Origin of the sequence: Nocardioides marinquilinus, assembly GCF_039543705.1 — a bacterium.
Classification (GTDB): domain Bacteria; phylum Actinomycetota; class Actinomycetes; order Propionibacteriales; family Nocardioidaceae; genus Nocardioides; species Nocardioides marinquilinus.
This window is the reverse complement of record NZ_BAABKG010000002.1, coordinates 903,948-927,798: the sequence shown is the minus strand read 5'-3', so window position 1 is coordinate 927,798 and position 23,851 is coordinate 903,948. Positions and strand designations below refer to the sequence as shown.

General features: G+C 72.9%; 19 protein-coding genes. 9 read left to right on the top strand and 10 right to left on the bottom strand.

Annotated features, from left to right (window positions below; all coding sequences use genetic code 11):
* Positions 1-7: 7 nt before the first annotated feature.
* Entirely contained in the window at positions 8-676 is a 669-nt protein-coding gene (gene npdG, locus ABEA04_RS10460) for an NADPH-dependent F420 reductase (protein ID WP_345457989.1), read from the bottom strand.
* Positions 677-700: 24 nt separating this feature from the next.
* Here npdG and ABEA04_RS10455 point away from each other — a divergent pair, with 24 nt between their 5' ends.
* Complete coding sequence (locus ABEA04_RS10455) at positions 701-1,738, top strand: LLM class F420-dependent oxidoreductase (RefSeq protein WP_345457986.1); 1,038 nt, start codon at positions 701-703, stop codon at positions 1,736-1,738.
* Between the two features lie 110 nt (positions 1,739-1,848).
* On the opposite strand, the gene ABEA04_RS10450 is transcribed toward ABEA04_RS10455, so the two are convergent.
* Positions 1,849-2,802 (bottom strand): type IV toxin-antitoxin system AbiEi family antitoxin domain-containing protein, encoded by a 954-nt coding sequence (locus ABEA04_RS10450; protein WP_345457983.1) that lies wholly within the window; start codon positions 2,800-2,802, stop codon positions 1,849-1,851.
* Between the two features lie 298 nt (positions 2,803-3,100).
* On the opposite strand from ABEA04_RS10450, the gene ABEA04_RS10445 reads away from it, so the two are divergent.
* Both ABEA04_RS10445 and ABEA04_RS10440 read left to right on the top strand, forming a co-directional pair.
* Positions 3,101-4,249 carry an acyl-CoA dehydrogenase family protein gene (locus ABEA04_RS10445; RefSeq protein WP_345457980.1) on the top strand — a complete coding sequence of 383 codons (1,149 nt, stop codon included), beginning with the start codon at positions 3,101-3,103 and terminating at the stop codon, positions 4,247-4,249.
* Between the two features lie 47 nt (positions 4,250-4,296).
* Positions 4,297-5,127, top strand: coding sequence for a class I SAM-dependent methyltransferase (locus ABEA04_RS10440; RefSeq protein WP_345457977.1), 831 nt, complete (start codon positions 4,297-4,299; stop codon positions 5,125-5,127).
* Here ABEA04_RS10440 and ABEA04_RS10435 read toward each other — a convergent pair.
* Positions 5,114-6,661 (bottom strand): acyl-CoA synthetase, encoded by a 1,548-nt coding sequence (locus ABEA04_RS10435; protein ID WP_345457974.1) that lies wholly within the window; start codon positions 6,659-6,661, stop codon positions 5,114-5,116. The two genes, ABEA04_RS10440 and ABEA04_RS10435, sit on opposite strands and share 14 nt — an antisense overlap.
* 178 nt (positions 6,662-6,839) lie before the next feature.
* On the opposite strand from ABEA04_RS10435, the gene ABEA04_RS10430 reads away from it, so the two are divergent.
* The 4 genes from ABEA04_RS10430 (at position 6,840) to ABEA04_RS10415 (ending at position 13,548) form a co-directional block, all read left to right on the top strand.
* Positions 6,840-8,990, top strand: coding sequence for an MMPL family transporter (locus ABEA04_RS10430; protein ID WP_345457971.1), 2,151 nt, complete (start codon positions 6,840-6,842; stop codon positions 8,988-8,990).
* A 223-nt stretch (positions 8,991-9,213) separates the two neighbouring features.
* Complete coding sequence (locus ABEA04_RS10425; RefSeq protein WP_345457968.1) at positions 9,214-11,736, top strand: bifunctional FO biosynthesis protein CofGH; 2,523 nt, start codon at positions 9,214-9,216, stop codon at positions 11,734-11,736.
* Between the two features lie 1,066 nt (positions 11,737-12,802).
* Positions 12,803-12,958, top strand: coding sequence for a GPGG-motif small membrane protein (locus tag ABEA04_RS10420; protein WP_345457965.1), 156 nt, complete (start codon positions 12,803-12,805; stop codon positions 12,956-12,958).
* Positions 12,959-13,059: 101 nt separating this feature from the next.
* Positions 13,060-13,548, top strand: coding sequence for a DUF5709 domain-containing protein (locus ABEA04_RS10415; protein ID WP_345457962.1), 489 nt, complete (start codon positions 13,060-13,062; stop codon positions 13,546-13,548).
* 3 nt (positions 13,549-13,551) lie between these two features.
* Here ABEA04_RS10415 and ABEA04_RS10410 read toward each other — a convergent pair whose 3' ends face one another.
* Complete coding sequence (locus ABEA04_RS10410; RefSeq protein ID WP_345457959.1) at positions 13,552-14,814, bottom strand: calcium-binding protein; 1,263 nt, start codon at positions 14,812-14,814, stop codon at positions 13,552-13,554.
* Between the two features lie 165 nt (positions 14,815-14,979).
* Here ABEA04_RS10410 and ABEA04_RS10405 point away from each other — a divergent pair, with 165 nt between their 5' ends.
* Positions 14,980-16,329: a cation:proton antiporter domain-containing protein gene (locus tag ABEA04_RS10405; protein WP_345457956.1), complete on the top strand. Its 1,350-nt coding sequence runs from the start codon at positions 14,980-14,982 to the stop codon at positions 16,327-16,329.
* Positions 16,330-16,368: 39 nt separating this feature from the next.
* Here the strand turns inward: ABEA04_RS10405 and ABEA04_RS10400 are convergent, their stop codons facing one another.
* Positions 16,369-16,992 carry a superoxide dismutase gene (locus ABEA04_RS10400; protein WP_345457953.1) on the bottom strand — a complete coding sequence of 208 codons (624 nt, stop codon included), beginning with the start codon at positions 16,990-16,992 and terminating at the stop codon, positions 16,369-16,371.
* Positions 16,993-17,182: 190 nt separating this feature from the next.
* Between ABEA04_RS10400 and ABEA04_RS10395 the strand changes: the two genes are divergently transcribed.
* On the top strand, positions 17,183-17,998 hold the full coding sequence (locus ABEA04_RS10395; RefSeq protein WP_345457950.1) for a hypothetical protein: 816 nt from the start codon (positions 17,183-17,185) through the stop codon (positions 17,996-17,998).
* 42 nt (positions 17,999-18,040) lie between these two features.
* On the opposite strand, the gene guaA is transcribed toward ABEA04_RS10395, so the two are convergent.
* The 5 genes from guaA to ABEA04_RS10370 all read right to left on the bottom strand — a co-directional run bounded on the left by guaA (position 18,041) and on the right by ABEA04_RS10370 (position 23,690).
* Positions 18,041-19,624, bottom strand: a complete 1,584-nt coding sequence (gene guaA / locus ABEA04_RS10390) for a glutamine-hydrolyzing GMP synthase (RefSeq protein WP_345457947.1) — start codon at positions 19,622-19,624, stop codon at positions 18,041-18,043.
* A 443-nt stretch (positions 19,625-20,067) separates the two neighbouring features.
* Complete coding sequence (locus ABEA04_RS10385) at positions 20,068-21,837, bottom strand: GMC oxidoreductase (protein WP_345457945.1); 1,770 nt, start codon at positions 21,835-21,837, stop codon at positions 20,068-20,070.
* Between the two features lie 103 nt (positions 21,838-21,940).
* Positions 21,941-22,348 carry a hypothetical protein gene (locus ABEA04_RS10380; protein ID WP_345457942.1) on the bottom strand — a complete coding sequence of 136 codons (408 nt, stop codon included), beginning with the start codon at positions 22,346-22,348 and terminating at the stop codon, positions 21,941-21,943.
* A gap of 10 nt (positions 22,349-22,358) precedes the next feature.
* Positions 22,359-23,213 (bottom strand): LLM class flavin-dependent oxidoreductase, encoded by an 855-nt coding sequence (locus ABEA04_RS10375; RefSeq protein ID WP_345457939.1) that lies wholly within the window; start codon positions 23,211-23,213, stop codon positions 22,359-22,361.
* Positions 23,214-23,267: 54 nt separating this feature from the next.
* Positions 23,268-23,690: a hypothetical protein gene (locus ABEA04_RS10370; RefSeq protein ID WP_345457936.1), complete on the bottom strand. Its 423-nt coding sequence runs from the start codon at positions 23,688-23,690 to the stop codon at positions 23,268-23,270.
* Between the last annotated feature and the right edge of the window lie 161 nt (positions 23,691-23,851).

Here is a 23,851-nt window from a genome sequence, read left to right as displayed (position 1 = left end):
GCCGAGGTCAGTGGTCGAGCCCGGAGATCCGGACGCCGGAGTGGGTCTTGTAGCGCTTGTTGATCGAGATCAGCACGGCCGTGAGCGGCTCGAGCTGGCGAGCCAGGCGCAGCCGGCCGGCGTCCACGCCGTCGCGGCCGGTGACGCTGCGGGCGAGCTCGATGACGACGTCCTTGGCCTCGCGGTCGTCACCGCAGACCAGCACGTCCTCCTCGTCGAGGTAGTCCTGCTCGCCGAACAGGGTGACCGCCGAGACGTGGTGGAAGGCCCCGACGACGCGGGCGCCCGGGGCGAGGCGCTGTGCGGACTCGGCCGCCGACCCCTCGCCGCCGTCGACCACGCGGCCGTGCGGACCCGCCTTGTCGAACGCGAGCGGGTTGACGCACGAGACGACGATGATGCCGTCGAGACCGTCCGCGAGGGAGGCGACGAGCTCGTCGTGACCGTCGTAGGGGACGGCGAGCAGCGCGATGTCGGCGTCCTGCAGCGCGGTGGCGTTGTCGGCGCCGGAGACCGTGGGCTCGTCGAGCCGCTCGTTGATCTCGGCGGCGACGGCCTCGGCCCGCTCGGCCGACCTCGAACCCAGCACCACGGTGTGGCCGTGGCGGGCGAAGCGGTAGCCGAGACCCTTGCCCTGGGGGCCTGTGCCGCCGATCACAGCGATGCGATGCGTCATGGCGGTGACGCTAGCGTGCGCCACGTGAAGCTCTCGACGATGCTCATGTACGACGGCAACCCGCGCGCCGCGGCCGACCAGGTGACCGACCTGGAGCGCGCCGGGCTCGACCTGGTGTGGGTCGCCGAGGCCTACGGCTTCGACTCCCCCACGCTGATGGGCTACCTGGCGGCCAAGACCGAGACGGTGCAGATCGGCGCCGGCATCCTCAACGTCTTCTCCCGCACCCCGGGTGCCCTGCTGCAGACCGCCGCCGGCCTCGACAACGTCTCGGCCGGCCGCGCCGTCCTCGGCCTGGGCGCCTCCGGACCGCAGGTGATCGAGGGCTTCCACGGTCTGCCCTACGAGCGGCCGCTCGGTCGCACCCGCGAGGTCATCGACATCGTCCGCCAGGGGATGCGTCGTGAGCCGCTCGAGCACAGCGGCCGCAGCTTCACCCTCCCGCTGCCGGAGGACCAGGGCCTCGGGCTGGGCAAGCCGCTCAAGCTGCTCACCCGTCCCGAGCGCGCGTCGGTCCCGATCTGGGTCGCGGCCCTCGGCGAGGCCAACGTGGCCATGACCGCCGAGCTCGCCGACGGCTGGATCCCCCACCTGTTCCACCCCGAGAAGGCCGCCTCGGTCTGGGGCGACGCGCTCGCCAAGGGCCGCGCCAAGCGCTCCCCCGACCTCGAGCCGCTGCAGGCCACCGCCGGCGGCATGCTCGCCATCGGCGAGGGCGAGGAGACCAAGGCGCTGCTCGACTTCGCCCGCCCGCTCTACGCCCTCTACGTCGGCGGCATGGGCGCCCGGGGCAAGAACTTCTACAACGACCTCGCCTGCCACTACGGCTACGAGCAGGAGGCCAAGGAGATCCAGGACCTCTACCTCTCGGGCAAGAAGCGCGAGGCCGAGGCGCTCGTGCCGCGGGAGTGGCTCGAGGCCGGCAACCTCGTCGGGCCGGAGTCCTACGTCAAGGAGCGGATCGAGGCCTTCCGCGAGGCCGGGATCACCCACCTCCAGGTCATGCCCGCCTCCGACGACCCCGCCGCCACCGTGGCCCAGGTCAAGGAGTGGCTCGGCTGACGGGCACGGCCGCAGTTTCACCACTTAAGTGGTGAAACTCCCGGTTCTCCGACGAACCTTCGTCGCAGAACCCGCAGTTTCGTCGGGACGACGACGCCAGCCCTGAACGGTCAGGCGGCGAGGCCGGCCATCGCCCGTCGGATGCGATTGGCCAGGTGCACCGGGTGGTCCAGGTCGTTCCACACCACGCGGACGACGGTCCAACCGGTGAGCCGACGGATGAGGTCCTCGCGGGCCTTCTCCCGCATCACCATCTCCTCGAGAGTCTCGTTCTGCTTGCGGAAGCGGTGGTACTTCTCGCGGCCGTCGAACTCGACGATGACGCCGCGATGCGGCCACGCGAAGTCGACGCGAGCGGCGACGGTCCCGTCGGGGTAGATCACCTCGAACTGCGGCTCGGGTCGCGAGAGTCCTTGGGCGAAGAAGGCGTAACTGCAGCGAGACTCCCCCACTGACTCGACCTTGGGCTCGGCGAGCAGCAGCACCGGGTGCTGCCGCAGCGAGTTGGGCCAGAACGTCTGCGTCTCGAAGCACTGCCGGAGGTGGTCGAGCGTCGTCTCCTCGGCGTGGAGGAAGTGGTTCGCCTGCACGAGCGAGGCCTCAACGCCGTCCGACGTCGCGACCTCCAGCACGGCGCGCGCGGGCGTGGTGAGCCAGTGCCCGTGCTGCCGTCTGAGGTCGTTCACGCGGCACTCGCCGAGATGATGTCGCAACCGGAGGGTCGGCCGCCCGCCACCAGTGAGGTGGGTGATGTGGGCACGGCCGAGGTCGAGGCCGTACTCGGGTCCGCCCTGGACGACGCACGAGCTGGCGTGCGACAACGCGACGTGGTCGGCGTACTGCTTCATCACGGCCCGGCACAGCAGCCGGTGTCGCTCGGCGCGGTCGGCGGCGAGGTAGACCGCACGCAGGCAGTAGGCACCGTGCCGCAGCTTGACGAGCACTCCGGCGTCGACCAGTCGCGCGAGTGCCTTGTCGTCGACGCCGCACAGCACGGCATCGCGTCGCAGCAGGACGCCGTACGAGTCGCACAGGTGGGTGACCGAGGTGGCTGGAAGGTTCATGCGGCAGACCGTTGCCGTGTGCGGGTGCTCGTTACCCAGGCGGCGCTGCGGCTGTGGAGAACCGCGACGCGAGGCCGGCCTGTGAACGGTTGCGCGACATTTGGCCACCCGAATTCCGACTAACGGGGAGCCGGCACCGAGCTCCTCACGACGAAACTGCGGGTTGTTCGACGAACCTTCGTCGCAGAACCGGGAGTTTCACCACTTAAGTGGTGAAACTGCCGACCACGCGACAACCGTGACAGTAGTAGTGTCATGGTCGACCGACCGACCCACGAGCCCACCAGCGGAGGACGACGTGCCGCAATCCCCGTCGATCTACGAGCAGGAGCACGAGGACTTCCGGGCGAGCGCCCGCGCCTTCTTGGACAAGGAGGTCGTGCCGCATCACGAGCAGTGGGAGAAGGACGGACAGGTCAGCCGGGAGGTCTGGCGCAGGGCGGGCGAGGTGGGACTGCTCTGCTTCGACGTCGACGAGGCCTACGGCGGGGCCGGCATGAAGGACTTCCGCTACAACATGGTGCTGGCCGAGGAGATCTCGAAGGTCGGCGCGAGCGGGCTCGGGTTCCCCGTGCACAACGACGTCATCGTCCCCTACATCAGCCAGCTCGGCACCGAGGAGCAGAAGCAGCGCTGGCTGCCCGGGCTGGTGAGCGGCGAGCTGATCTCGGCGATCGCCATGACCGAGCCGGGGGCCGGGTCCGACCTGCAGGGCATCCGCACCAGCGCGGTCGACAAGGGCGACCACTACGTGCTGAACGGGTCGAAGACGTTCATCTCCAACGGGATCATGAGCGACCTCGTCATCGTCGTGTGCCGCACCGACCCCGACGCCGGGCACCAGGGCATCAGCCTGGTCGTGGTCGAGCGCGGGATGCCGGGCTTCGAGCGGGGCCGCAACCTCGACAAGGTCGGCATGAAGGCCCAGGACACCGCCGAGCTGTTCTTCGACAACGTCGAGGTGCCCAAGGAGAACCTCTTGGGCGAGGAGGGCAGCGGGTTCATCAGCCTGATGGTCAACCTGCCGCAGGAGCGCATCAGCATCGCCGCCATCGCCGTCGCCGCGATGGAGCACGTGCTGCAGCTGTGCCTTGACTACGCCAAGGAGCGGCAGGCGTTCGGCCGGCCGATCAGCAAGTTCCAGCACAACCGGTTCCTGCTCGCCGAGATGGCCACCGAGGTGCACATCGCGCGCGTCTTCGTCAACGACTGCGTGACGAGGCTGAACGCGGGCGAGGCCGACACCCAGCTGGCCTCGATGGCGAAGTGGTGGACGACCGAGCTGCAGACCAAGGTGGTCGACCGCGGCGTCCAGCTGTTCGGCGGGTACGGCTACATGAACGAGTACCCGATCGCCAAGGCGTTCGTCGACTCGCGCATCCAGACGATCTACGGCGGCACGACCGAGATCCAGAAGGAGATCATCGGCCGCACCCTCGGCCTCTGACACCCGGACCTGAGCCCGTCGAAGGGCCCGCCGCTAGCCTCGCCGCCATGTCCGAGGAGTACCTGCAGCTCAACCGCGCCACCTGGGACGAGCGGGCGCCGGCCCACGCCGCGTCGCCCGACTACGCGCTGGAGCGGTTCCACACCGACCCCGGCTTCCTCTCCGACGTCGTGCGCTTCGACCTGCCCCGGCTCGGCGAGGTGGGCGGGCTGCGCGGCGTCCACCTGCAGTGCCACATCGGCACCGACACGATCTCGCTGGCCCGGCTCGGCGCCCGGATGACCGGCCTCGACTTCAGCGGGGCCTCGGTCGAGCGGGCCCGAGAGCTCGCCGCGGCCAGCGGGGCGGACGTCGACTTCGTCGAGGCCGACGTGTACGACGCCGCCGACGTGCTGCCGGAGGGTTCGTTCGACCTCGTCTACACCGGCATCGGCGCGCTCTGCTGGCTGCCGAGCGTGGACCGCTGGGCGGCCACGGTGGCGCGGCTGCTCAAGCCGGGCGGGCGGCTGTTCATCCGCGAGGGCCACCCGGTGCTGTGGTCGCTCGGCGACGCCCGTCCCGACGGCCTCGTCACCGTCGAGCACCCCTACGTCGAGCGCGCCGAGCCGACGGTCTGGCAGGAGGGCGGCACCTACGTCGAGACCGACGTCGAGTTCGAGCACGTCACCACCCACGAGTGGAACCACGGCGTCGGGCAGATCCTGACCGCCGTCCTCGACCACGGGATGACGATCACCGGGTTCGCCGAGCACGACAGCGCGCCGTGGGACGCGCTGCCCGGCTACACCGAGAAGCTGGACGGCGGCGAGTGGCGGCTGGCCGACCGGCCGTGGCGGGTGCCATTCACCTACACGCTGCAGGCGGTCAGGACGCCGTAGCGCCGCCCGCGTACTCCTCCCGCAGCCGGCCCTTGACCATCTTGCCGGTGGGGGTGCGGGGCAGCTCGTCGCGCCAGACGAACTCGCGCGGCACCTTGAAGCGGGCGATCCGCTCGCGGGCGTAGGCGGTCAGCTCGGCCGCGAGGGCGTCGTCGGCCACCACGCCGTCGGCCGGGCGCACGAAGGCGACGACCCGCTCCCCCATGTCGTCGTCCGGCACCCCGAGCACGGCGATGTCGGCGACGGCCGGGTGCAGCGCGAAGAGGTCCTCGATCTCCTGCGGGTAGATGTTCACCCCGCCGCTGATGATCATGAACGCCTTGCGGTCGGTCAGGTAGAGGTAGCCCTCGTCGTCGAGGTAGCCGACGTCGCCGATCGTCGTCCAGCTCGGGTGCCGCGGGTGCTGCGTGGCCGCCGTCCGCTCGGGGTCGTTGTGGTAGGCGAACGGGGCGCCGTCGAACTCGGCGCGCTCGAAGTAGAGGGTGCCGACCTCGCCGGCCGGCAGCTCGGTGCCGTCGTCGGCACAGACGTGGGGCGTCCCGATCAGCGGCAGACCCACCGAGCCGGGGTGCTCGAGCCACTGCTCCGCCGAGATCATCGTGGCCCCGTTGGCCTCGGTGGAGGCGTAGTACTCGTGCACGATCGGCCCGAGCCAGTCGATCATCCGCTGCTTGACCGCCACCGGGCACGGCGCGGCCGCGTGCACCACGCAGCGCAGCGAGGAGAGGTCGTGCCGCTCGCGGACGTCGTCGGCGAGCTTGAGCATCCGCACGAACATCGTCGGCACCAGCTGCGTGTGGGTGACGCCGTGCCGCTCGACGGCGGCGAGGAAGGCCTCGGCGTCGAAGCGCTCCATCATCACCAGGGTGCCGCCGAGGGCGTGGACGACGCCGCCGAAGCGCAGCGGGGCCGCGTGGTAGGCGGGCGCCGGTGAGAGGTAGACGGTCGCGTCGTCGAAGCCGTAGAGCCCGCCGAAGATCGTGACGTACTTGTAGCCCGGCTGGTCGACGTCGAAGTCGGGCAGCGGCTGCTTGACGCCCTTGGGCCGCCCGGTCGTGCCCGAGGAGTAGAGGAGGTCGTCGCCGTGGGGCTGCTCCGGCAGCGGGTCGGCGCCGGCCGCGGCCAGGGCCGTCTCGTAGTCGTCGTACCCCTCGACGGCGCCGCCCAGGGCGAGCCGCTCCTCGACGTCGACGTCGAGGCCCGCCACGAGGTCGCGCTTGTCGGCGGAGACGACCAGCGCCCGGGCGCCGCAGTCGCGCACGATGAACGACGCCTCGGCCGCGCCGAGGTTGTGGTTGACCGCCGTCACGTAGAGCCCCGAGCGCAGGGCCGCCCAGTAGACCTCGTAGACCTCCGGCGTGTTCGGGACGATCATCGCCACGACGTCGCCGCGGCGCAGGCCCGCCTGCCGCAGCCGGTTGGCCAGCCGCAGGCTGCGCTCGTCCAGCTGCGCGTAGGTCAGGGTGCGGCCGGACCCGGCCATCACCAGTGCGGGCTTGTCGGGGGACGTCGCGGCCCAGGTGCCGGGGAACATGGCCGCACTGTGGCACCGCGCGCGGCCCCCCACCAGCCCCGGGGCGCACGGTTCAGACCCCTCCGACGGGCGCCGGACCAGACCACCGCCCGCTCCGCGATGAGTTCGGGGACGTCCGGGGGTCGGTCGGGGGAAACCCGGATGCCGGGCACACCCCCACCACGGAAGAGTCACCGCCATGCACCGTCAGCTCGCCGGCTCGCTCGCCGGACCCCGCGTGAAGTGGATCGTCGTCGTGTTCTGGGTCGTCGCGCTCGGCGTCTTCGGTGCGCTCAGCTCAAAGCTCGTCGACGTCCAGAACAACGAGGCCTCCTCGTGGCTGCCCGAGTCGGCCGAGTCGACCCGGGTGCTCGAGGAGCTCTCCGACACCGTCGACCCCAACGACATCCCCACCCTGGTCGTCTACGAGCGCGCCGGCGGCCTCACCGACGACGACCTCGCGGCCATGGACGAGCAGGCCGGGCGGATCGCACAGATCGACGGAGTGACCGACGCCGGCGCGCTCTCGCCGAACCTCGCCCGCCAGCAGGGCCTGCCCTTCCAGCTGGTCTCCGACGACGGCAAGGCCGCCTACACCTACCTCACCTTCAACTTCGGCGAGAACGGCTGGAACGACATCCCCGAGGCCGCCGACGAGGTGCGCGACATCGCGCAGCTGGACGGCGTCACGGTGCACCTGGCCGGCTTCGGCGGCCAGGCCGCCGACACCGCCGAGGCGTTCGAGGGCATCGACACCAACCTCATCCTGATCACGCTCCTGGTGGTCATCGTCATCCTGCTGCTCACCTACCGCAGCCCGGTGCTGTGGCTGCTGCCGATCATCAGCGCGGTGGTCGCCTACAGCGTCTCGGGCGGCGTGGTCTACCTGCTGGCGAAGTACGCCGGGCTCACGGTCAACGGCCAGAGCCAGGCCATCCTCGGCATCCTGGTCATCGGCGCCGGCACCGACTACGCGCTGCTGCTCACCGCGCGCTACCGCGAGGAGCTGCGCCGCCACGACGACCGGCACGAGGCGATGGCGGTGGCGCTGCACCGAGCGGCGCCCGCCATCCTGGCCAGCGCGGCCACCGTCGTCGTCGGCATGCTCTGCCTGGTCTTCGCCGAGCTCAACTCGACCGCCGGCCTCGGCCCCGTGAACGCGGTCGGCATCGGCGTCACCTACCTGGTGATGGTCACCCTGCTGCCGGCGCTGCTGGTGGTGTGCGGCCGCTGGGTCTTCTGGCCGAAGCGTCCGGTCTTCGGCTCCGAGGAGCCCACCGAGAGCGGCTTCTGGGCCCGGGTCGGACGCCGCATCGCCCCCCGCCCGCGCGCGGTGTGGGTGGTCACGGCCGGCCTGCTGCTGCTGGCCTGCCTCGGCCTGACCCAGCTCAGCGCCAGCGGCCTGTCGACCGAGGACACGTACACAAAGGAGTTCGACTCGATCAAGGGCCAGCGGATCCTCGAGGAGCACGGCCTGGGCGACAACTCCAACACCGTGCAGGTCGTCGCCGACACCGCCGCCATCGGCCGCGTCAGCGACGCGCTCACCGGCGTCGACGGGCTCGGGGCGCCGCAGCCGCCGCAGGAGATCGGCGGCGGGCGCTCCTACGTCGAGGCGGTCATCGCGGACGACGTCTCCTCCCCCGCGGCGTTCGAGACCGTCGAGGCCGCCCGCGACGCCGTCGACGAGGTCGACGGCGCCGACGCCCTGGTCGGCGGCGGGTCGGCGTTCTACCTCGACACCAAGATCGCCGCCAACCGCGACAACGTCGTGATCATCCCGATCGTGCTGATCGTGGTCTTCCTGATCCTGGTCGGCCTGCTGCGCGCGTTCGTGGCCCCGCTGCTGCTGATGGGCACCGTCGTGCTCTCCTTCGGCGCCGCGCTGGGCATCTCGGCGCTGCTGTTCGAGTACGTCTTCGGCTTCGCCGGCTCCGACCCGGGGTTCCCGCTGTTCGCGTTCGTCTTCCTGGTCGCCCTGGGCATCGACTACAACATCTTCCTGATGACCCGGGTGCGCGAGGAGACGGTCAACCACGGCACCCGGCGCGGCTCGCTGGTGGCGCTGTCGTCCACGGGCGGGGTCATCACCTCGGCCGGTCTCGTGCTCGCCGCGACCTTCCTGGTGCTCGGCAGCCTGCCGGTCGTCTTCCTGGCCGAGCTGGGCGTCGCGGTGGCGCTCGGCGTCCTGCTCGACACGATGATCGTGCGGTCGGTGCTGGTCACCGCGCTCAACGTCGACCTCGGCGGCAAGGTCTGGTGGCCGAGCCGCCTGGACGCCGAGAACCGGCCGCTCGAGCCCGACGACCCCACCGACGACCCGGCGCGCCGCACCCCCGTCCCCGCGTAGCGGGCGGTCGTCTGACGGTGGTCGAGGTGCGAGACCGGTCACGGCCGAGCCTCGAGACCGCGTGAGCACCACGCAGATGCGGCCACACGGACCCTGAGCCTGTCGAAGGGCCCTTCGACGAGCCCAGGGTCCGTGGCCGACGACCCCGGGACCTGTCGCGGCAGCGGTCGAGGGGTGGGCCGACCGACGTCCACCACCCCGGCCGCGGCTACCGTGGCACGCGATGAGCACGCAGGTGGAGGAGCCCACGCCCACACCCCAGCAGGTGCGACGGTCGCTGGCCCGCGCCGAGCGGGGGGCGCGGCTCGACGTCGAGGAGGCCGCCGTCCTGCTCGCCGCGGTCGGTGACGACCTCGACCGGCTGTGCGCCGCCGCCGCGAAGGTGCGCGACGCCGGCCTGACCGCCGCCGGCCGGCCGGGCGTGGTGACCTACTCGCCGAAGGTGTTCATCCCGGTGACGCGGCTGTGCCGCGACCGCTGCCACTACTGCACCTTCGTCGAGACGCCGGCCCAGGCGCGACGCGAGGGCCGCGAGCCGTTCATGTCGCCCGACGAGATCCTCGACGTCGCCCGCCGCGGCGCCGAGCTCGGCTGCCTCGAGGCGCTGTTCACCCTCGGCGACCGCCCCGAGGACCGCTGGCCCGAGGCCCGCGCGTGGCTCGACGAGCGCGGCTACGACTCCACGCTCGCCTACGTGCGCGCCATGGCCGTGCGGGTGCTGGAGGAGACCGGCCTGCTCCCCCACCTCAACCCCGGCGTCCTGAGCTGGGAGGAGCTCAACCGGCTCAAGCCCGTCTCGCCGTCGATGGGCATGATGCTCGAGACGACGTCCCGGCGGCTGTTCGAGACCCGCGGCGAGGCCCACTTCGGCTCCCCCGACAAGGACCCCGCGGTGCGGCTGCGCACCCTCGAGGACGCCGGGCGGCTCGCCGTCCCCTTCACCACCGGGCTGCTCGTGGGCATCGGCGAGACCCGCCTCGAGCGCGCCGAGACCGTCTTCGCCCTGCGCCGCGTCGCCCAGCAGTACGGCGGCCTGCAGGAGGTGATCGTCCAGAACTTCCGCGCCAAGCCCGACACCGCGATGCGCCACGCCGACGACCTCGGCCTCGACGAGTACCGCGCGGCCATCGCCGTCACCCGGCTCGTGCTCGGTCCGCGGATGCGGGTGCAGGCCCCGCCGAACCTCGTCGACCTCGCCGAGTGCCGCGCGCTGCTCGGCGCGGGTGTCGACGACTGGGGCGGCGTCTCGCCGCTCACGCCCGACCACGTCAACCCCGAGCGACCGTGGCCCTCGCTGGAGCGGCTGCGGGGCATCACCGCCGAGTGCGGCTTCGAGCTGCGCCCGCGCCTGACCGTGCACCCTGAGTACGTGCGCGCCGGCGAGCCGTGGCTCGACCCCCGCGTCTCGGGCCACGTGGCGGCGCTGGCCACCGACGACGGTCTCGCGACGCCCGACGTCCGGCCCGTCGGGCTGCCCTGGCAGGAGCCGGACGGTGGGTTCGCCGCCGTCGGCCGCACCGACCTGCACGCCGCGGTCGACACCGAGGGCCGCACCGAGGACCGGCGCTCCGACTTCGCCGACGTCTACGGCGACTGGGACGCCGTCCGCGACGCCGCCAGCACCACCGGCGTCCCCGCGGTGCTGCACGCCGAGGGCCGCGACGCGCTGGCCGCCGCCGAGCGCGACCCGGGTGCGCTGAGCGACGAGCACGCGCTCACCCTGATGACCGCCGAGGGCGACCTGCTCGAGCAGGTGTGCGGACTGGCCGACGACCTGCGCCGCGAGGTCGTCGGCGACGACGTCACCTACGTGGTCAACCGGAACATCAACTTCACCAACGTCTGCTACGTCGGCTGCCGGTTCTGCGCCTTCGCTCAGCGGCGCACGGACGCCGACGCCTACTCGCTCTCGCTCGACCAGGTCGCCGACCGGGCCGAGGAGGCCGCGCGGCTGGGCGCCACCGAGGTCTGCATGCAGGGCGGCATCGACCCCGAGCTGCCCGCCGACGCCTACTTCGACCTCGTCACCGCGGTCAAGCAGCGCGTGCCCGACCTGCACGTGCACGCCTTCAGCCCCATGGAGGTCGTCAACGGCACCGCGCGCACCGGCCTGTCGATCGAGGACTTCCTCATCAAGGCCCGCGAGGCCGGCCTCGGCTCGCTGCCGGGCACGGCGGCGGAGATCCTGGACGACGAGGTCCGCTGGGTGCTGACCAAGGGCAAGCTGCCCACCCGCACCTGGGTCGACGTCGTCTCGACCGCGCACCGCGTCGGCCTGCCCACGACGTCGACGATGATGTACGGCCACGTCGACCACCCGCGGCACTGGGTGGGCCACCTGCGGCTGCTCGCCGGCGTGCAGGACGCCGCCCGCGAGCACGGCGCGGCCGCGTTCACCGAGTTCGTGCCGCTGCCGTTCGTGCACACCTCCGCGCCGATCTACCTGGCCGGCGTGGCCCGGCCCGGCCCGAGCGAGCGCGACAACCGCGCGGTGCACGCGATGGCGCGGATCATGCTGCACGGGCGCATCGACAACATCCAGACCTCGTGGGTCAAGCTCGGCGTCGACGGCACCCGCCTGATGCTGCGCTCGGGCGCCAACGACCTCGGCGGCACGCTGATGGAGGAGACCATCTCGCGCATGGCCGGCTCCGAGCACGGCTCGGCCAAGACCGTCGAGGAGCTGGTCGAGATCGGCGCCGGCATCGGCCGCCCCGTCCGCGAGCGCACCACCCTCTACGCCTGACCCGACGACCAGCCGCGGGGACGTCCGCCTCCTCGACCACCGGGGGTCTCCGGTGGTCGAGCAGCGAGGAACGAGCGCCGTCGAGACCACCGGCCCTCCACGCGGACGTTCGCGCGGGGTGCCCTTCGACAAGTTCAGGGTCCGTGCGGGTCGGGTTCGCGTGGACGGTGCGGGGTCTCGACGACGGCCTCGCGCAGACGCTCAGGCCTGCTCGACCACCGGAGGACGGCGGCCCAGTGGTTGAGCAGCGAGGAACGAGCGTCGTCGAGACCACCGGCCCTCCACGCGGACGTTGGCGCGGGGTGCCCTTCGACAAGCTCAGGGTCCGTGCGGGTCGGGTTCGCGTGGACGGTGCGGGGTCTCGACGACGGCCTCGCGCAGACGCTCAGCCTGCTCGACCACCGGAGGACGGCGACCCCGGTGGTTGAGCAGCGAGGAACGAGCGTCGTCGAAACCACCGGCCCTCCACGCGGACGTTCACGCGCGGCTGCCCTTCGACAAGCTCAGGGTCCGTGGAGTCGGGTTGGCGTTGACGCTCCGGGGTCTCGACGACGGCCTCGCGCAGACGCTCAGGCCTGCTCGACCACCGGAGGACGGCGACCCAGTGGTTGAGCAGCGAGGAACGAGCGTCGTCGAAACCACCGGCCCTCCACGCGGACGTTCGCGCGGGGTGCCCTTCGACAAGCTCAGGGTCCGTGCGGGTCGGGTTCGCGTGGACGTTCCGGGGTCTCGACGACGGCCTCGCGCAGACGCTCGGCCTGCTCGACCACCGGGGGTCTCCGGTGGTCGAGCAGCGAGGAACGAGGGCCGTCGAGACCACCGGCCCTCCACGCGGACGTTCGCGCGGGGTGCCCTTCGACAAGCTCAGGGTCCGTGCGGGTCGGGTTGGCGTTGACGTTCCGGGGTCTCGACGACGGCCTCGCGCAGACGCTCGGCCTGCTCGACCAAGGGGGTGGGGGGCTTCCCACCTGCGGGTGTGGTGACCCGAAGGTGAGCAGCGGGACGGTGGACCGCCCCCAGCACCGCTCCCCGGGGGCGTCACCCCCAACCCAGAAGGAGCCGTCCCATGGCTTTCATCCTGTGGATCCTGGCCGTCGCCCTGGTCATCTTCGGCATCGTGCAGCTGTTCCAGGAGCAGCTGCTCCTCGGCATCGTGTGCATCGTCGTCGGCCTGCTCATCGGGCCCGGCGGCTACAGCATCTTCAACCGCTCCAAGGCCTGAGACCAGGCGCCGGCCCGGCCCGTCCCTGGTGGTCGGCGGGCGGGCCGGCGTCCACCCTCGGGTGGTCTCGCAGCACCACCTCACCGACCTACGCTGGCAAGGTGAGCGAGTACGGCACCTACAGCACCGACGACGAGGACCAGATGCCCGCCGAGGACACCCTCGGCACGGACGGCGGGCCGGGTGACGTCGACGACGAGCTCGACCGCGGCTACTCCCCTCCGGAGCGCTGGTCGGCCGCGCAGGGCTTCGGCAACACGCCCTACGAGGAGGCCACCGGCGAGACCCTCGAGCAGCGGCTCGCCCAGGAGCAGCCCGAGCCCGACGAGCTCGGCGCCGCCGAGGCCGAGCTCGACGAGGTGCGGGCGCACCCCGGCACCGCCGCCGACACGGCCCTGCTGACCGGCATCGACGAGCAGGACGAGCTGCGCGAGGTCGGCGACGAGCGCGCCGGCCGCCTCGTGGCGCCCGACCAGGGCCTCACCGAGGACACCGAGAAGGACCTCGTGGGCGACGACGTCGGCATCGACGGCGCCGCAGCGTCGGCCGAGGAGGCCGCCGTCCACGTCATCCCCGACGACGAGGTCTGAGGCTCAGAACAGGCGGAGCGCCCCCAGCCCGGACGGCGTCGCCCTCCGCGGCGCGGGCGCCCCGGTCGGCAGCGGCAGGTGCTCGCCGGTGTCGGGGTAGACCATGCTCGGGTCGTCGAGGAACTGCTGCGAGGTCATGACCTCGACCTGCACGTCCTGCGGTCCGCCGCGGGGGCCGCAGTTGCGGATCTCGTCGCGCTGGTCGCGGCCGCCCACGTAGACGATGCGGTCGCCCGACGAGAGCGGGACGCCGCTGTCGGTGCAGAACAGCCGGTCGTAGACGCCGTCGTCGACCGCGACGATGGTGTCGGCGCCCTCCTCGCCGAAGACGTTGTCGACGCCGGGCCCGGGATAGATGACGTCGTCACCCGCGTCGCCGGTGATGTTGATGCCGCCGCCCGTGGCCGGGAAGCTGGTGCAGACGTTGTCGACGCCGGGGCCGAGACCGGGGCACGACTCGTCGCCCGCGCCGCCGTCGATGAAGTCGTCGCCCTCGTCGCCGTCGAGCTGGTCGCCACCGTCTCCCCCGTAGACCCGGTCGAGCCCGGGGCCGCCCTGCACGTAGTCGTTGCCCTCGGAGCCGAAGACGCGGTCGTTGCCGCTCGAGCCCTGGATCTCGTCGTTGCCGCCGCCGCCATCGATGCGGTCGTTGCCGGCGTCGCCGCGCAGCACGCGGTCGCCGTCGTCGCCGCCGTTGATGGTGTCGTTGCCGCCGAGGCCCAGCGCGTCGTCGCTGCCGGGGCCGCCGATGATCGTGTCGTTGCCGTTGCCGGCGTTCAGGGTGTCGTCGCTCGCGGCGCCGTCGAGGCGGTCCTCGCCCTCGCCGCCCTCGAGGGTGTCGTTGCCGGCTCCGCCGCTGAGGCTGTCGTCGCCGGCCAGACCGGTCAGGCGGTCGAGGCCGTCGCCGCCGATCAGGCGGTCGTTGCCGAGCCCGCCGCTGACGGTGTCGTTGCCGGGGCCGCCATCGGCCTTGTCGTTGCCGGCCACCAGGTCGATGCGGTCGTTGCCACCGCCGCCGTAGACGGTGTCGTTGCCCTCGCCGGCGTTGATCGTGTCGATGCCGCCGTTGCCGTAGATCGTGTCGTTGCCGGCCAGCCCGGTGATGGTGTCGGCCTGCGGCGTGCCGTTGATGCGGTCGGCGCCCGGCGTCCCCTTGATGCTGCGCGCCTCGGCGACCACGGGGGCCAGGGCGAGCGAGGCGACCGCGACGATCGCGGCGGAGCGGAGGATTCGGGCGCGCTGGGGTGGCGCGGGGACTGGGCGCATGCCGTCACGGTAGTCACATTCGTTCCCCTACGCGGGTGATTGTGGCCCTCAGGACGCCGTCCCACCCGGTCGGTCGGCGCGGGCGGCAGGCGCGACCCCCCACGATCGACCCATGAGCACCCCGTCGCGGCCTGCCGTCGCGCCCGACCGCACCCCCGGCCCCAGGTGAGCGCCGAGGGTCACTTCCTGCTCGCCGGTGTCGCGCTGCTGCTCGCCGTGGTGCTGCCGACCCTGCTGCGTCGGGTGGCGGTCTCGCCGGCGCTGGTGCTGCTGCTGGTCGGAGTCGTGGTCGGGCTGACGCCGCTCGGGGAGGGACTGGTCGTCGACGTCGCGCGCGAGCAGGACCGCGCGCTGGTCGAGCACGTCACCGAGCTGACGGTCATCGTGGCGCTGATGGGCGTCGGGCTGGCCATCGACCGGCCGCTCGACCTGCTGCGTCCCTCGACCTGGCGGTCGTGGTCGCCCACCTGGCGCCTGCTCCTGGTCGCGATGCCGGTCTCGATCGGGCTGGTGGCGCTGCTGGGGTGGGCGGCCCTCGGGCTCGCGCCGGCGTCCGCACTGCTGCTCGGAGCGGTGCTCTCGCCGACCGACCCGGTGCTGGCCTCCGACGTGCGCGTCGGTGGACCCGGGTCGTCGATCGCCGACGACGCACCCGACGAGGTGCCCTACGCGCGCGACGCGACCGTCTCGACCGACTCCGACGAGGTGCGCTTCGCCCTGACCACCGAGGCCGGCCTGAACGACGGCCTCGCCTTCCCGTTCGTGCACCTCTCCCTGATCGTGCTGGCGGGCGGGTCGTTCGTCAGCGGCGCGGTCGAGTTCGTCGGGCTCTACCTCGTGGTCGAGATCGTGGTCGGCGTGCTCGTCGGGGTCGTCGTGGGCCGGGGGCTCGGGGCGCTGATGTTCCGGGCGCGGGCCGAGTCGCTGCGCTTCGCCGAGCAGGGTGAGCCCCTGGTCGCGCTCGCCGCGCTCCTGACGGCGTACGGCGCCGCCGAGCTGGCCCACGGGTTCGGCTTCCTGGCCGTCTTCGCCTGCGGGATGGCGGTCCGCGCGGCCGAGCACCGCCACGACTACCACCGCGACATGCACGACGTCGTCCAGCGGCTCGAGCGGCTGCTGACGCTGGTGGTGCTGCTGCTGCTCGGCGTCTCGCTGTCGTCGGGGCTGCTCGCCGCCCTCGACGTGCGCGGCGTGGCCGTGGCGCTGGCGTTGGTGGTCGTCGTCCGGCCGCTGGCGGGGTGGGTGGCGCTGGCGGTGCGGCCGCGCCGCGCCCCCGAGCCGGGTGGGCTCGACGCGCGCGGCCGGCTCGCGACGGCGTTCTTCGGCGTGCGCGGCGTCGGCAGCCTCTACTACCTCGCGTGGGCCACCGGCGAGACCGACGTGCCCGACGCCGCCTGGCTCTGGTCGACCGTCGGCTTCACGATCGCGCTGTCGGTCGTCGTCCACGGCATCGCGTCGACGCCGGTGATGGCGCGGCTGCGCAGCGAGCCACGACGCGAGACGGCACCCGCCTGAGGCCAGGCGGGCGCCGTCCGGGACGCGGGGGGCGGGTCGTCAGGGGACGATGAGGCCCTGGGTCTGCGACTGGGCGCGGCCGAAGCGCTGCTGCACGTCGTCCCAGTTGACGACGTTCCACCAGTTCTTGACGTAGGTCGCCTTGTCGTTCTTGTGCTGCAGGTAGTAGGCGTGCTCCCACATGTCGAGCATGAGCAGCGGGACCAGCGCCAGCGGGACGTTGCCCTGCTGGTCGTAGAGCTGCACGATCGCGAGCTTCTTGCCGATGCTGTCGTAGGTCAGGATCGACCAGCCGGACCCCTGGACGGCGAGCGCGTTGGCCTCGAAGTGGGCGCGGAAGGCGTCGAAGGAGCCGAACTGGTCGTCGATGGCGGCCTGCAGCTCGCCGGTGGGCTTGTCGCCGCCGTCGGGGCTCATGTTGGGCCAGAAGACCGAGTGGTTCAGGTGCCCGCCGAGGTGGAAGGCGAGGTTCTTCTCCAGGGTGCCGATCGCGCCGAACGACTCGTTCTCACGCGCCTCGGCGAACTGCTCGAAGGCGGTGTTCGCGCCCTTGACGTAGGTCGCGTGGTGCTTGCTGTGGTGCAGCTCCATGATCTCGCCCGAGATGTGGGGCTCGAGCGCGGAGTAGTCGTACGGGAGGTCCGGGAGGGTGTACTCAGCCATGTCGCCACACTTGCGCGCCACCCGGCGCCACACAAGACCCACCGAGGGGTATCCCGGTCACACGCCTGAGAAAGCGCCGAGAGTTTCGCCGAGATCGGCCACCGGCTGTAACGGATCCGCGTCGGGCTGCGTCTCCTACCTCGGGGAGCGATCGTCTCGGACCGCTCCCGACCCGAACCAGGAGGACCACATGACCCGCTCCGCCCGCTCCACCCGCACCCTCGCCGCCGCCGCGCTCGCCGGCGTCGCGCTGACCGGCGCCCTCGCCGCCGCCCCGGCCGCGACCGCCGCGCCGGCGTCCGGCACCACGGCGTCCCCGGCGTCGGCGTCCGCCCGCGCCGACCAGCCCGTCGAGCACCAGCGGTTCAGCTACGCCCGGCTGCGGGCGCCCGGCTGGACGGCGGTGCGTGGCGACGGCCCGTCCGACGGCAGCGTGGCCTACCGCAACGGCGCCGACACCGTGACGCTCGCCTGGCACCCGCGGGGCACCGAGCGGGGGCCGTACACGATCGGCGAGCGCTCGGGCGCCACCACCATGGACGGCGACCGCTCGCCGATCTACGTCTTCCAGGGCCTGCCGACCGCCGTCGGCCCGTGGGTCAACGACCACTTCCTCACCCTCGGCTCGACCACGCTCGACGAGAACCAGCTCGCCGACCTCGCCGGCCAGGTGAGCCGCACCGCCTACGCCACGCTCGAGGCCGACGGCTGGGTCGCCCCGGTCGGCAACAAGCCCGCCGACGAGAAGCTGTACTACGTCGGCCCCGACGGTGCCGCGCTCAGCCTCAACTGGCGCCCGGCCGACGACTTCGGCCCCAAGTGGACCCGGGGCGACCGGGTCGGCACGACCACCCTCGACGGCGACCGCGCCGTGATCTTCAAGGAGGGCGGCGGCGTCTTCACCGTGGTCGCCCGGCCCCGCGACGGCCGGTTCCTGACGCTCAGCACCACCGGCGTGAGCCTGCGCGACCTGCGCACGGTCGCGCCCGGCGTCCACCGGCGCTGACCGCGCGCACCACCACCGCTCACCGGCCGAGCCGGCCCGGCGTCACTCCCACTCGATGGTGCCGGGCGGCTTGCTGGTGATGTCGACGGTGACCCGGTTGACGTCGGCGACCTCGTTGGTGATGCGGGTCGAGATCCGCTCCATCAGGTCGTAGGGCAACCGGGCCCAGTCGGCGGTCATGGCGTCCTCGGAGGTCACCGGCCGCAGCACGACGGGGTGGCCGTAGGTGCGGCCGTCGCCCTGCACCCCGACCGAGCGGACGTCGGCGAGCAGCACCACCGGCATCTGCCAGATGTCGCGGTCGAGGCCGGCGCGGGTGAGCTCCTCGCGGGCGATGGCGTCGGCGCGGCGCAGCACGTCGAGGCGGTGGCGGGTGACCTCGCCGATGATGCGGATGCCGAGGCCCGGCCCCGGGAACGGCTGGCGCCACACCATGGACGACGGCAGCCCCAGCTGCTCGCCGACCGCGCGCACCTCGTCCTTGAACAGGGTGCGCAGCGGCTCGATCAGCTCGAAGGTGAGGTCGTCGGGCAGCCCGCCCACGTTGTGGTGGCTCTTGATGTTGCTGGTGCCGGCCCCGCCGCCGGACTCCACGACGTCCGGGTAGAGCGTGCCCTGCACCAAGAATGCGGTGTCGCCGGCGCCCTCGTCGACGACCTCGCCGAAGACCCGCACCTGGGCGGCCTCGAAGGTGCGGATGAACTCGCGGCCGATGACCTTGCGCTTCTCCTCGGGGTCGCGCACCCCCTCGAGCGCGCCGAGGAACTGGTCGGCGGCGTCGACGACGTCGAGGACGTCGAAGACCTCCTCGAAGTCGTGGCGCACCTGCTCGGTCTCGCCCTCGCGCATCATCCCGTGGTCGACGTAGACGCAGGTGAGACGGTCGCCGATGGCGCGCTGCACGATGGCCGCGGCGACGGCGGAGTCGACCCCGCCCGAGAGCGCGCAGATGGCGCGCCCGTCGCCGACCTGCGCGCGGATCGCCTCGACCTGCTCCTCGACGATGTTGAGCATCGTCCAGGTCTGGCGGCAGCCGGCGATGTCGTGCAGGAAGTGCTCGAGCACCTGCTGGCCGTGCTCGGTGTGCAGCACCTCGGGGTGCCACTGGACGCCGGCCATGCGCCGCTCGAGCGACTCGAACGCCGCCACCGGGGTCTGGGCCGTCGCGGCGAGCACGTCGAAGCCGGCCGGGGCCGCGGTGACCGAGTCGCCGTGCGACATCCACACCGTGTGCTGCGCCGGGACGTCGGCCAGCAGCGTCCCCTGCTCGGCCACCGTGACGGCGGTGCGGCCGTACTCGCGCGCCCCCGTGGCCGCGACCTCGCCGCCCAGGCCCTGCGCCATGAGCTGGAAGCCGTAGCACATGCCGAAGACGGGCACGTCGGCCTCGAAGACGGCCTCGTCGATGCCGGGGGCGTCGTCGGCGTACACGCTCGACGGACCGCCGGACAGGATGATCGCCTTCGGCTCCCGGGCCAGGATCTCGGCCATCGGCAGGGTGTGCGGCACGATCTCGGAGTAGACCCGCGCCTCCCGCACCCGCCGCGCGATCAGCTGCGCGTACTGGGCCCCGAAGTCGACCACCAGGACCAGGTCGTGCTCGCCGGGGACCGCCTGGTTCGCCATGCCCGCAGACTATCGGCGGTCTGCGGGGTGGAGCTGGGCGGCGGTGGGCTGGTTACCGTTCCGGCCGCGCGTTCGGTAGCTGGGGCACCGCTCCCGTGGGGCGGGTCGGGGCGGCGGTGAGCTGGTCACCGTTCCAGCCCGGCATTCGGTCACCCACGCACCGCTCCCCCGCCCCGACCCCGCCGGCGGTGCCCCAGCCACCCTTCGCGGACGCCTGACCGTGGCCCACGCACCGCCCACCGGCCGAGCACCGGCCGAAGCGGCCCCAGGACAGGCCGGAGGGCCCCGCCGGGAGGGAGGGTGGCGGGGCCCTCGGTGGCCCTGCGGCGGACGACCGCCGCACGACCCTCGGAGAACCCGGCCCTTCGCGAGGGAGCAGAACGCGCCGGGTTCGACCGTGCAACGAGGCCGCGGCGCGTGGGGTTACGGCCTCGTCGCGAGTTTCAGCTGACGCCGACGATCGGCAGCCGCAGCGCGCCGGGGGCGTGGTCGGGGACGACGGGGGCGCGGGGCGCCACGGGGTCGAGGCGCTCGTAGGCGGCGCCGAGGGGCGGGCGCGGGTCGCGCTCGCCCTTGTTGGGCCACAGCGCCATCGCCCGCTCGGCCTGGGCGGTGATCGTCAGCGACGGGTTGACGCCGAGGTTGGCCGAGATCGCCGACCCGTCGGCGACGTGCAGGCCCGGGTGACCGAAGACCCGCTGGTAGCCGTCGACGACGCCGTCGTCCGGGGTGGCGCCGATGGCGCAGCCGCCGATGAAGTGGGCGGTCAGCGGCATGTTGAACGGCTCACCGATGTTGCCGCCCGGGATGCCGCCGATCGTGCCGGCGATGCGGCGCACCGCCTCGTTGGCGGCCGGGATCCAGGTGGGGTTGGGGGCGCCGTGGCCCTGGCGCGACGTCATCCGCCACCGGCCGGTGACCTTGCCGCGCTTGCCGTAGGTGGTGATGGAGTTGTCGAGGCTCTGCATCACCAGGGCGATGACGGTGCGCTCCGACCAGTGGGTGAAGTCGTAGAGCTCGCGGATGTCGCGGCGGCGCAGCCACATCTGCTTCAGCCACGTCTGCCAGCGCGGCACCTCGCCGTCGCCGTCGGTGAGCACCGTCTGCAGCATCGCCATCGTGTTGAAGCCCTTGCCGTAGCGGCACGGCTCGATGTGGGTGTGCTCGTCGGGGTGCCAGCTGGAGGTGATGGCGACGCCGTAGGAGTAGTCGGTGGGGTCGGTGCGCGGCGCGATCGCGCCGAGGATCGACTCGGAGTTGGTGCGCGAGAGGAAGCCGAGCCGCGACGAGAGCCGCGGCAGGTGCCCCTCGTCCTTCATGCGGTGCAGCAGCTTCTGCGTGCCGAGCGAGGCCGCCGCCATGACCACGTGCTGTGCGGTGATGGTGCGTGTCGAGCGCGCCGTGCGGCGCTTGGCCTTGGTGTAGCGGACCTCGACCTCGTAGCCGCCGCCCGCGTCGTCCGCCCGCGGCCGCACCCGGGTCACGGTGGTCAGCGGCAGCACCGTGGCGCCGTTCTGCTCGGCGAGGTAGAGGTAGTTCTTGACCAGCGTGTTCTTCGCGTTGTGCCGGCACCCGCTCATGCACTCGCCGCAGTTGCGGCAGGTGTTGCGGGCCGGGCCGGCGCCGCCGAAGTAGGGGTCCTCGACCCGCTCGCCCTCGGCCTGGCCGGGGCCGCCGAAGAAGACGCCGACCGGCGTGGGGTGGAAGGTGTCGGCCGCGCCCATGTCGGTGGCGACCTTCTCCATGACGTCGTCGGCCGGGGTGCGCACCGGGTTGTCGACGACGCCGAGCATCCGCTTGGCCTGGTCGTAGTAGGGCGCGAGCTCGCTGCGCCAGTCGGTGATGTGGCTCCACTGCGGGTCGCGGTAGAACTGCTCGAGCGGCTCGTAGAGCGTGTTGGCGTAGACCAGCGAGCCGCCCCCGACGCCCGCGCCGGCCACGATCATCGTGTCGCGGACGGCGTCGATGCGCTGGATGCCGTAGCAGCCCAGCCACGGCGCCCACAGGTAGCGGGTCAGGTCGAAGGTGCCCTTCGCGAAGTCGCCGTCCTCGAAGCGGGGACCCGCCTCGACGACGGCCACGCGGTAGCCCTTCTCGGTCAGCCGCAGGGCCGCGACCGAGCCGCCGAAGCCGCTGCCGACGACCAGGACGTCGACGTCGAACGGCCCCTCGCCGCTCGCGCCGGCCGCCCGCTCCGGTGTCTGTGACGTCATGTCACGACACTAACGCCGCGAGGACGCCGTGGGTATGGCGTTCCGCACAGGTCGCCCGGGGCGGACAGGGCGGCCCTGGCCTGGGCGTCGCGGGCGCATGCCGTCAGCAGGAGACGGCGACCGCCCTGCTGACCTCGAGGTCGTGCGGACCGTGACGCTCGACCAGCACGACGCTGTGCCGGCCCGCCGAGGGGCGGAAGTAGCGGTCGGTGACCGCGACCCGCTCCACCGTCCTGCCGCCGTCTGCGACCACCCACTGGAAGCCCGCGCCGAGGGTGCGGCGGGTGCTGACCACGCAGCCGTCGGGGCCGACCTCCACCCGTCTGGTGGGGACCACCTCGAGCCGGAGGTCCCCCGGCTCGAACCGCCCCACCGCGACCAGCTCGCCGACGAGGCCGTGGCTCGTGAGCGCCGGGCGGTCACGCAGGCCGGGCAGCGCCAGCGCCGACCAGGCGAGGCACACGACGAGCAGGCCCACGCCGAGGGCGACGAGCGGGCGAACCGGCGGCACGGGAGGAAACCTAGCCGTCCGCGCCACCGGCGACGGCCGATCGGCGCGGGTCGTGCCCGTCGGCCGCGAGCGCGGTGAGGGCGTCGAGCAGCGGCCGCGGGTCGGGGGCGTCGCCGTCGGACTGCAGGACGACGGTGTCGCCACCGGCGTCGGCGAACGTCCGCACACGCTCGCCGACCCGCTCGGCGCTCACCTCGGCGGCGCCCACCTGCACGTAGCACGTCACGTGGGTCGCGCCGGGGCGGCCGGCGTCGTCGCGCCCGGCCTGCACGGTCGCGCGGGCCTCGCGCACGGCGTCCGGCTCGGCGCACGCCTGCGCGTCGAGCACGACGCCGTCGGCGAGCTCGCCGGCCAGCCGCAGCGTGCGGGGACCGCGGGCGCCGAGCAGCAGCGTCGGTGGTGCGGCGGGCGGCCAGTCGAGCGCGACGCCGTCGAGGCGCACGTGGTCGCCGTCCGCGTCGACCCGCTCGCCCGCGAGCAGGTCGCGAACCGCCGTCGTGTGCTCGCGCAGCAGCGCCATCGGCGAGGCGGGGCGGGCGCCGACCTGCGCCATCCAGTCCTGGACGCCGTGCCCGAGCGTCAGCACGAGGCGGCCGGGGAACGCGCGGGCCAGCGTGGCCGCCTCCATCGCGACGACGGCCGGGTTGCGCAGCGGCACCGGCAGCAGCCCGATGCCCACGCGCAGCCGGCTCGACCAGGCGAGCGCGAGGGCGGCCTGGGTGAGTCCGCCCTCGAGGAAGCAGTCCTCCCAGAACCACAGCTCGTCGACGGCGCCCGCCGCGGCCGCCGCGTCGGCGGCCTCCACGACGGCGCGCAGCTGCTCGGGGGGCGACTGCGGACGGAAGACGACGCCGAGGGAGGTCACCGCCCCATCCTCGGCGCCGTCCAGCCGGTCGGTCGAGCCGGTCGGTCGAGCCGGTCAGTCGAGCCCGGCGACCTCCACCACGCGCAGCCGGTCGCCGACCCGCTTCACCACGAGGACGGCGACCTGGTGCGGCACCGGGTCGGTGCGGGTCGACATCGGGGTCAGGCAGTGCCAGGCGCCGTCGCGGCGGCGGCAGCGCTCGGGCCGGTCCCAGCGGAAGCCCTGCGAGCGCAGGTCGAACATGCGGCGCTGGGCGGCCGGCGTCGTGAAGCGTGACGCGATGCCGCGTCGGTCGTGGTTGACCGCGCGCCCGGCGCGGTAGGCCGTCTGCGCGGGGGTCAGCCGGTCGGGGGCGGCGGTCGGCGCGGGCGCCGGCTCCACCCGCGCGTGGGCCGGGCCGGGCACGGCGAGGGAGGCGAGGCCGACGCCCAGCAGGAGCACGAAGGTCGCGGCCAGGCCGCGCAGGAGGGGTCTCATGCACGTCAGATGCCGTCGACCGGGATTCGGTTGCAGCGGGGCCCGCGGCGTCCCGGACGACGACCCGCGAGGGCCGCGGACGCCGTCCCGTTACCCCGCCGACGCCGGTCGAGGCAACCTCGCGCGGCCTCACGTCGTCGAATGAATGTGGTGACCGCCCG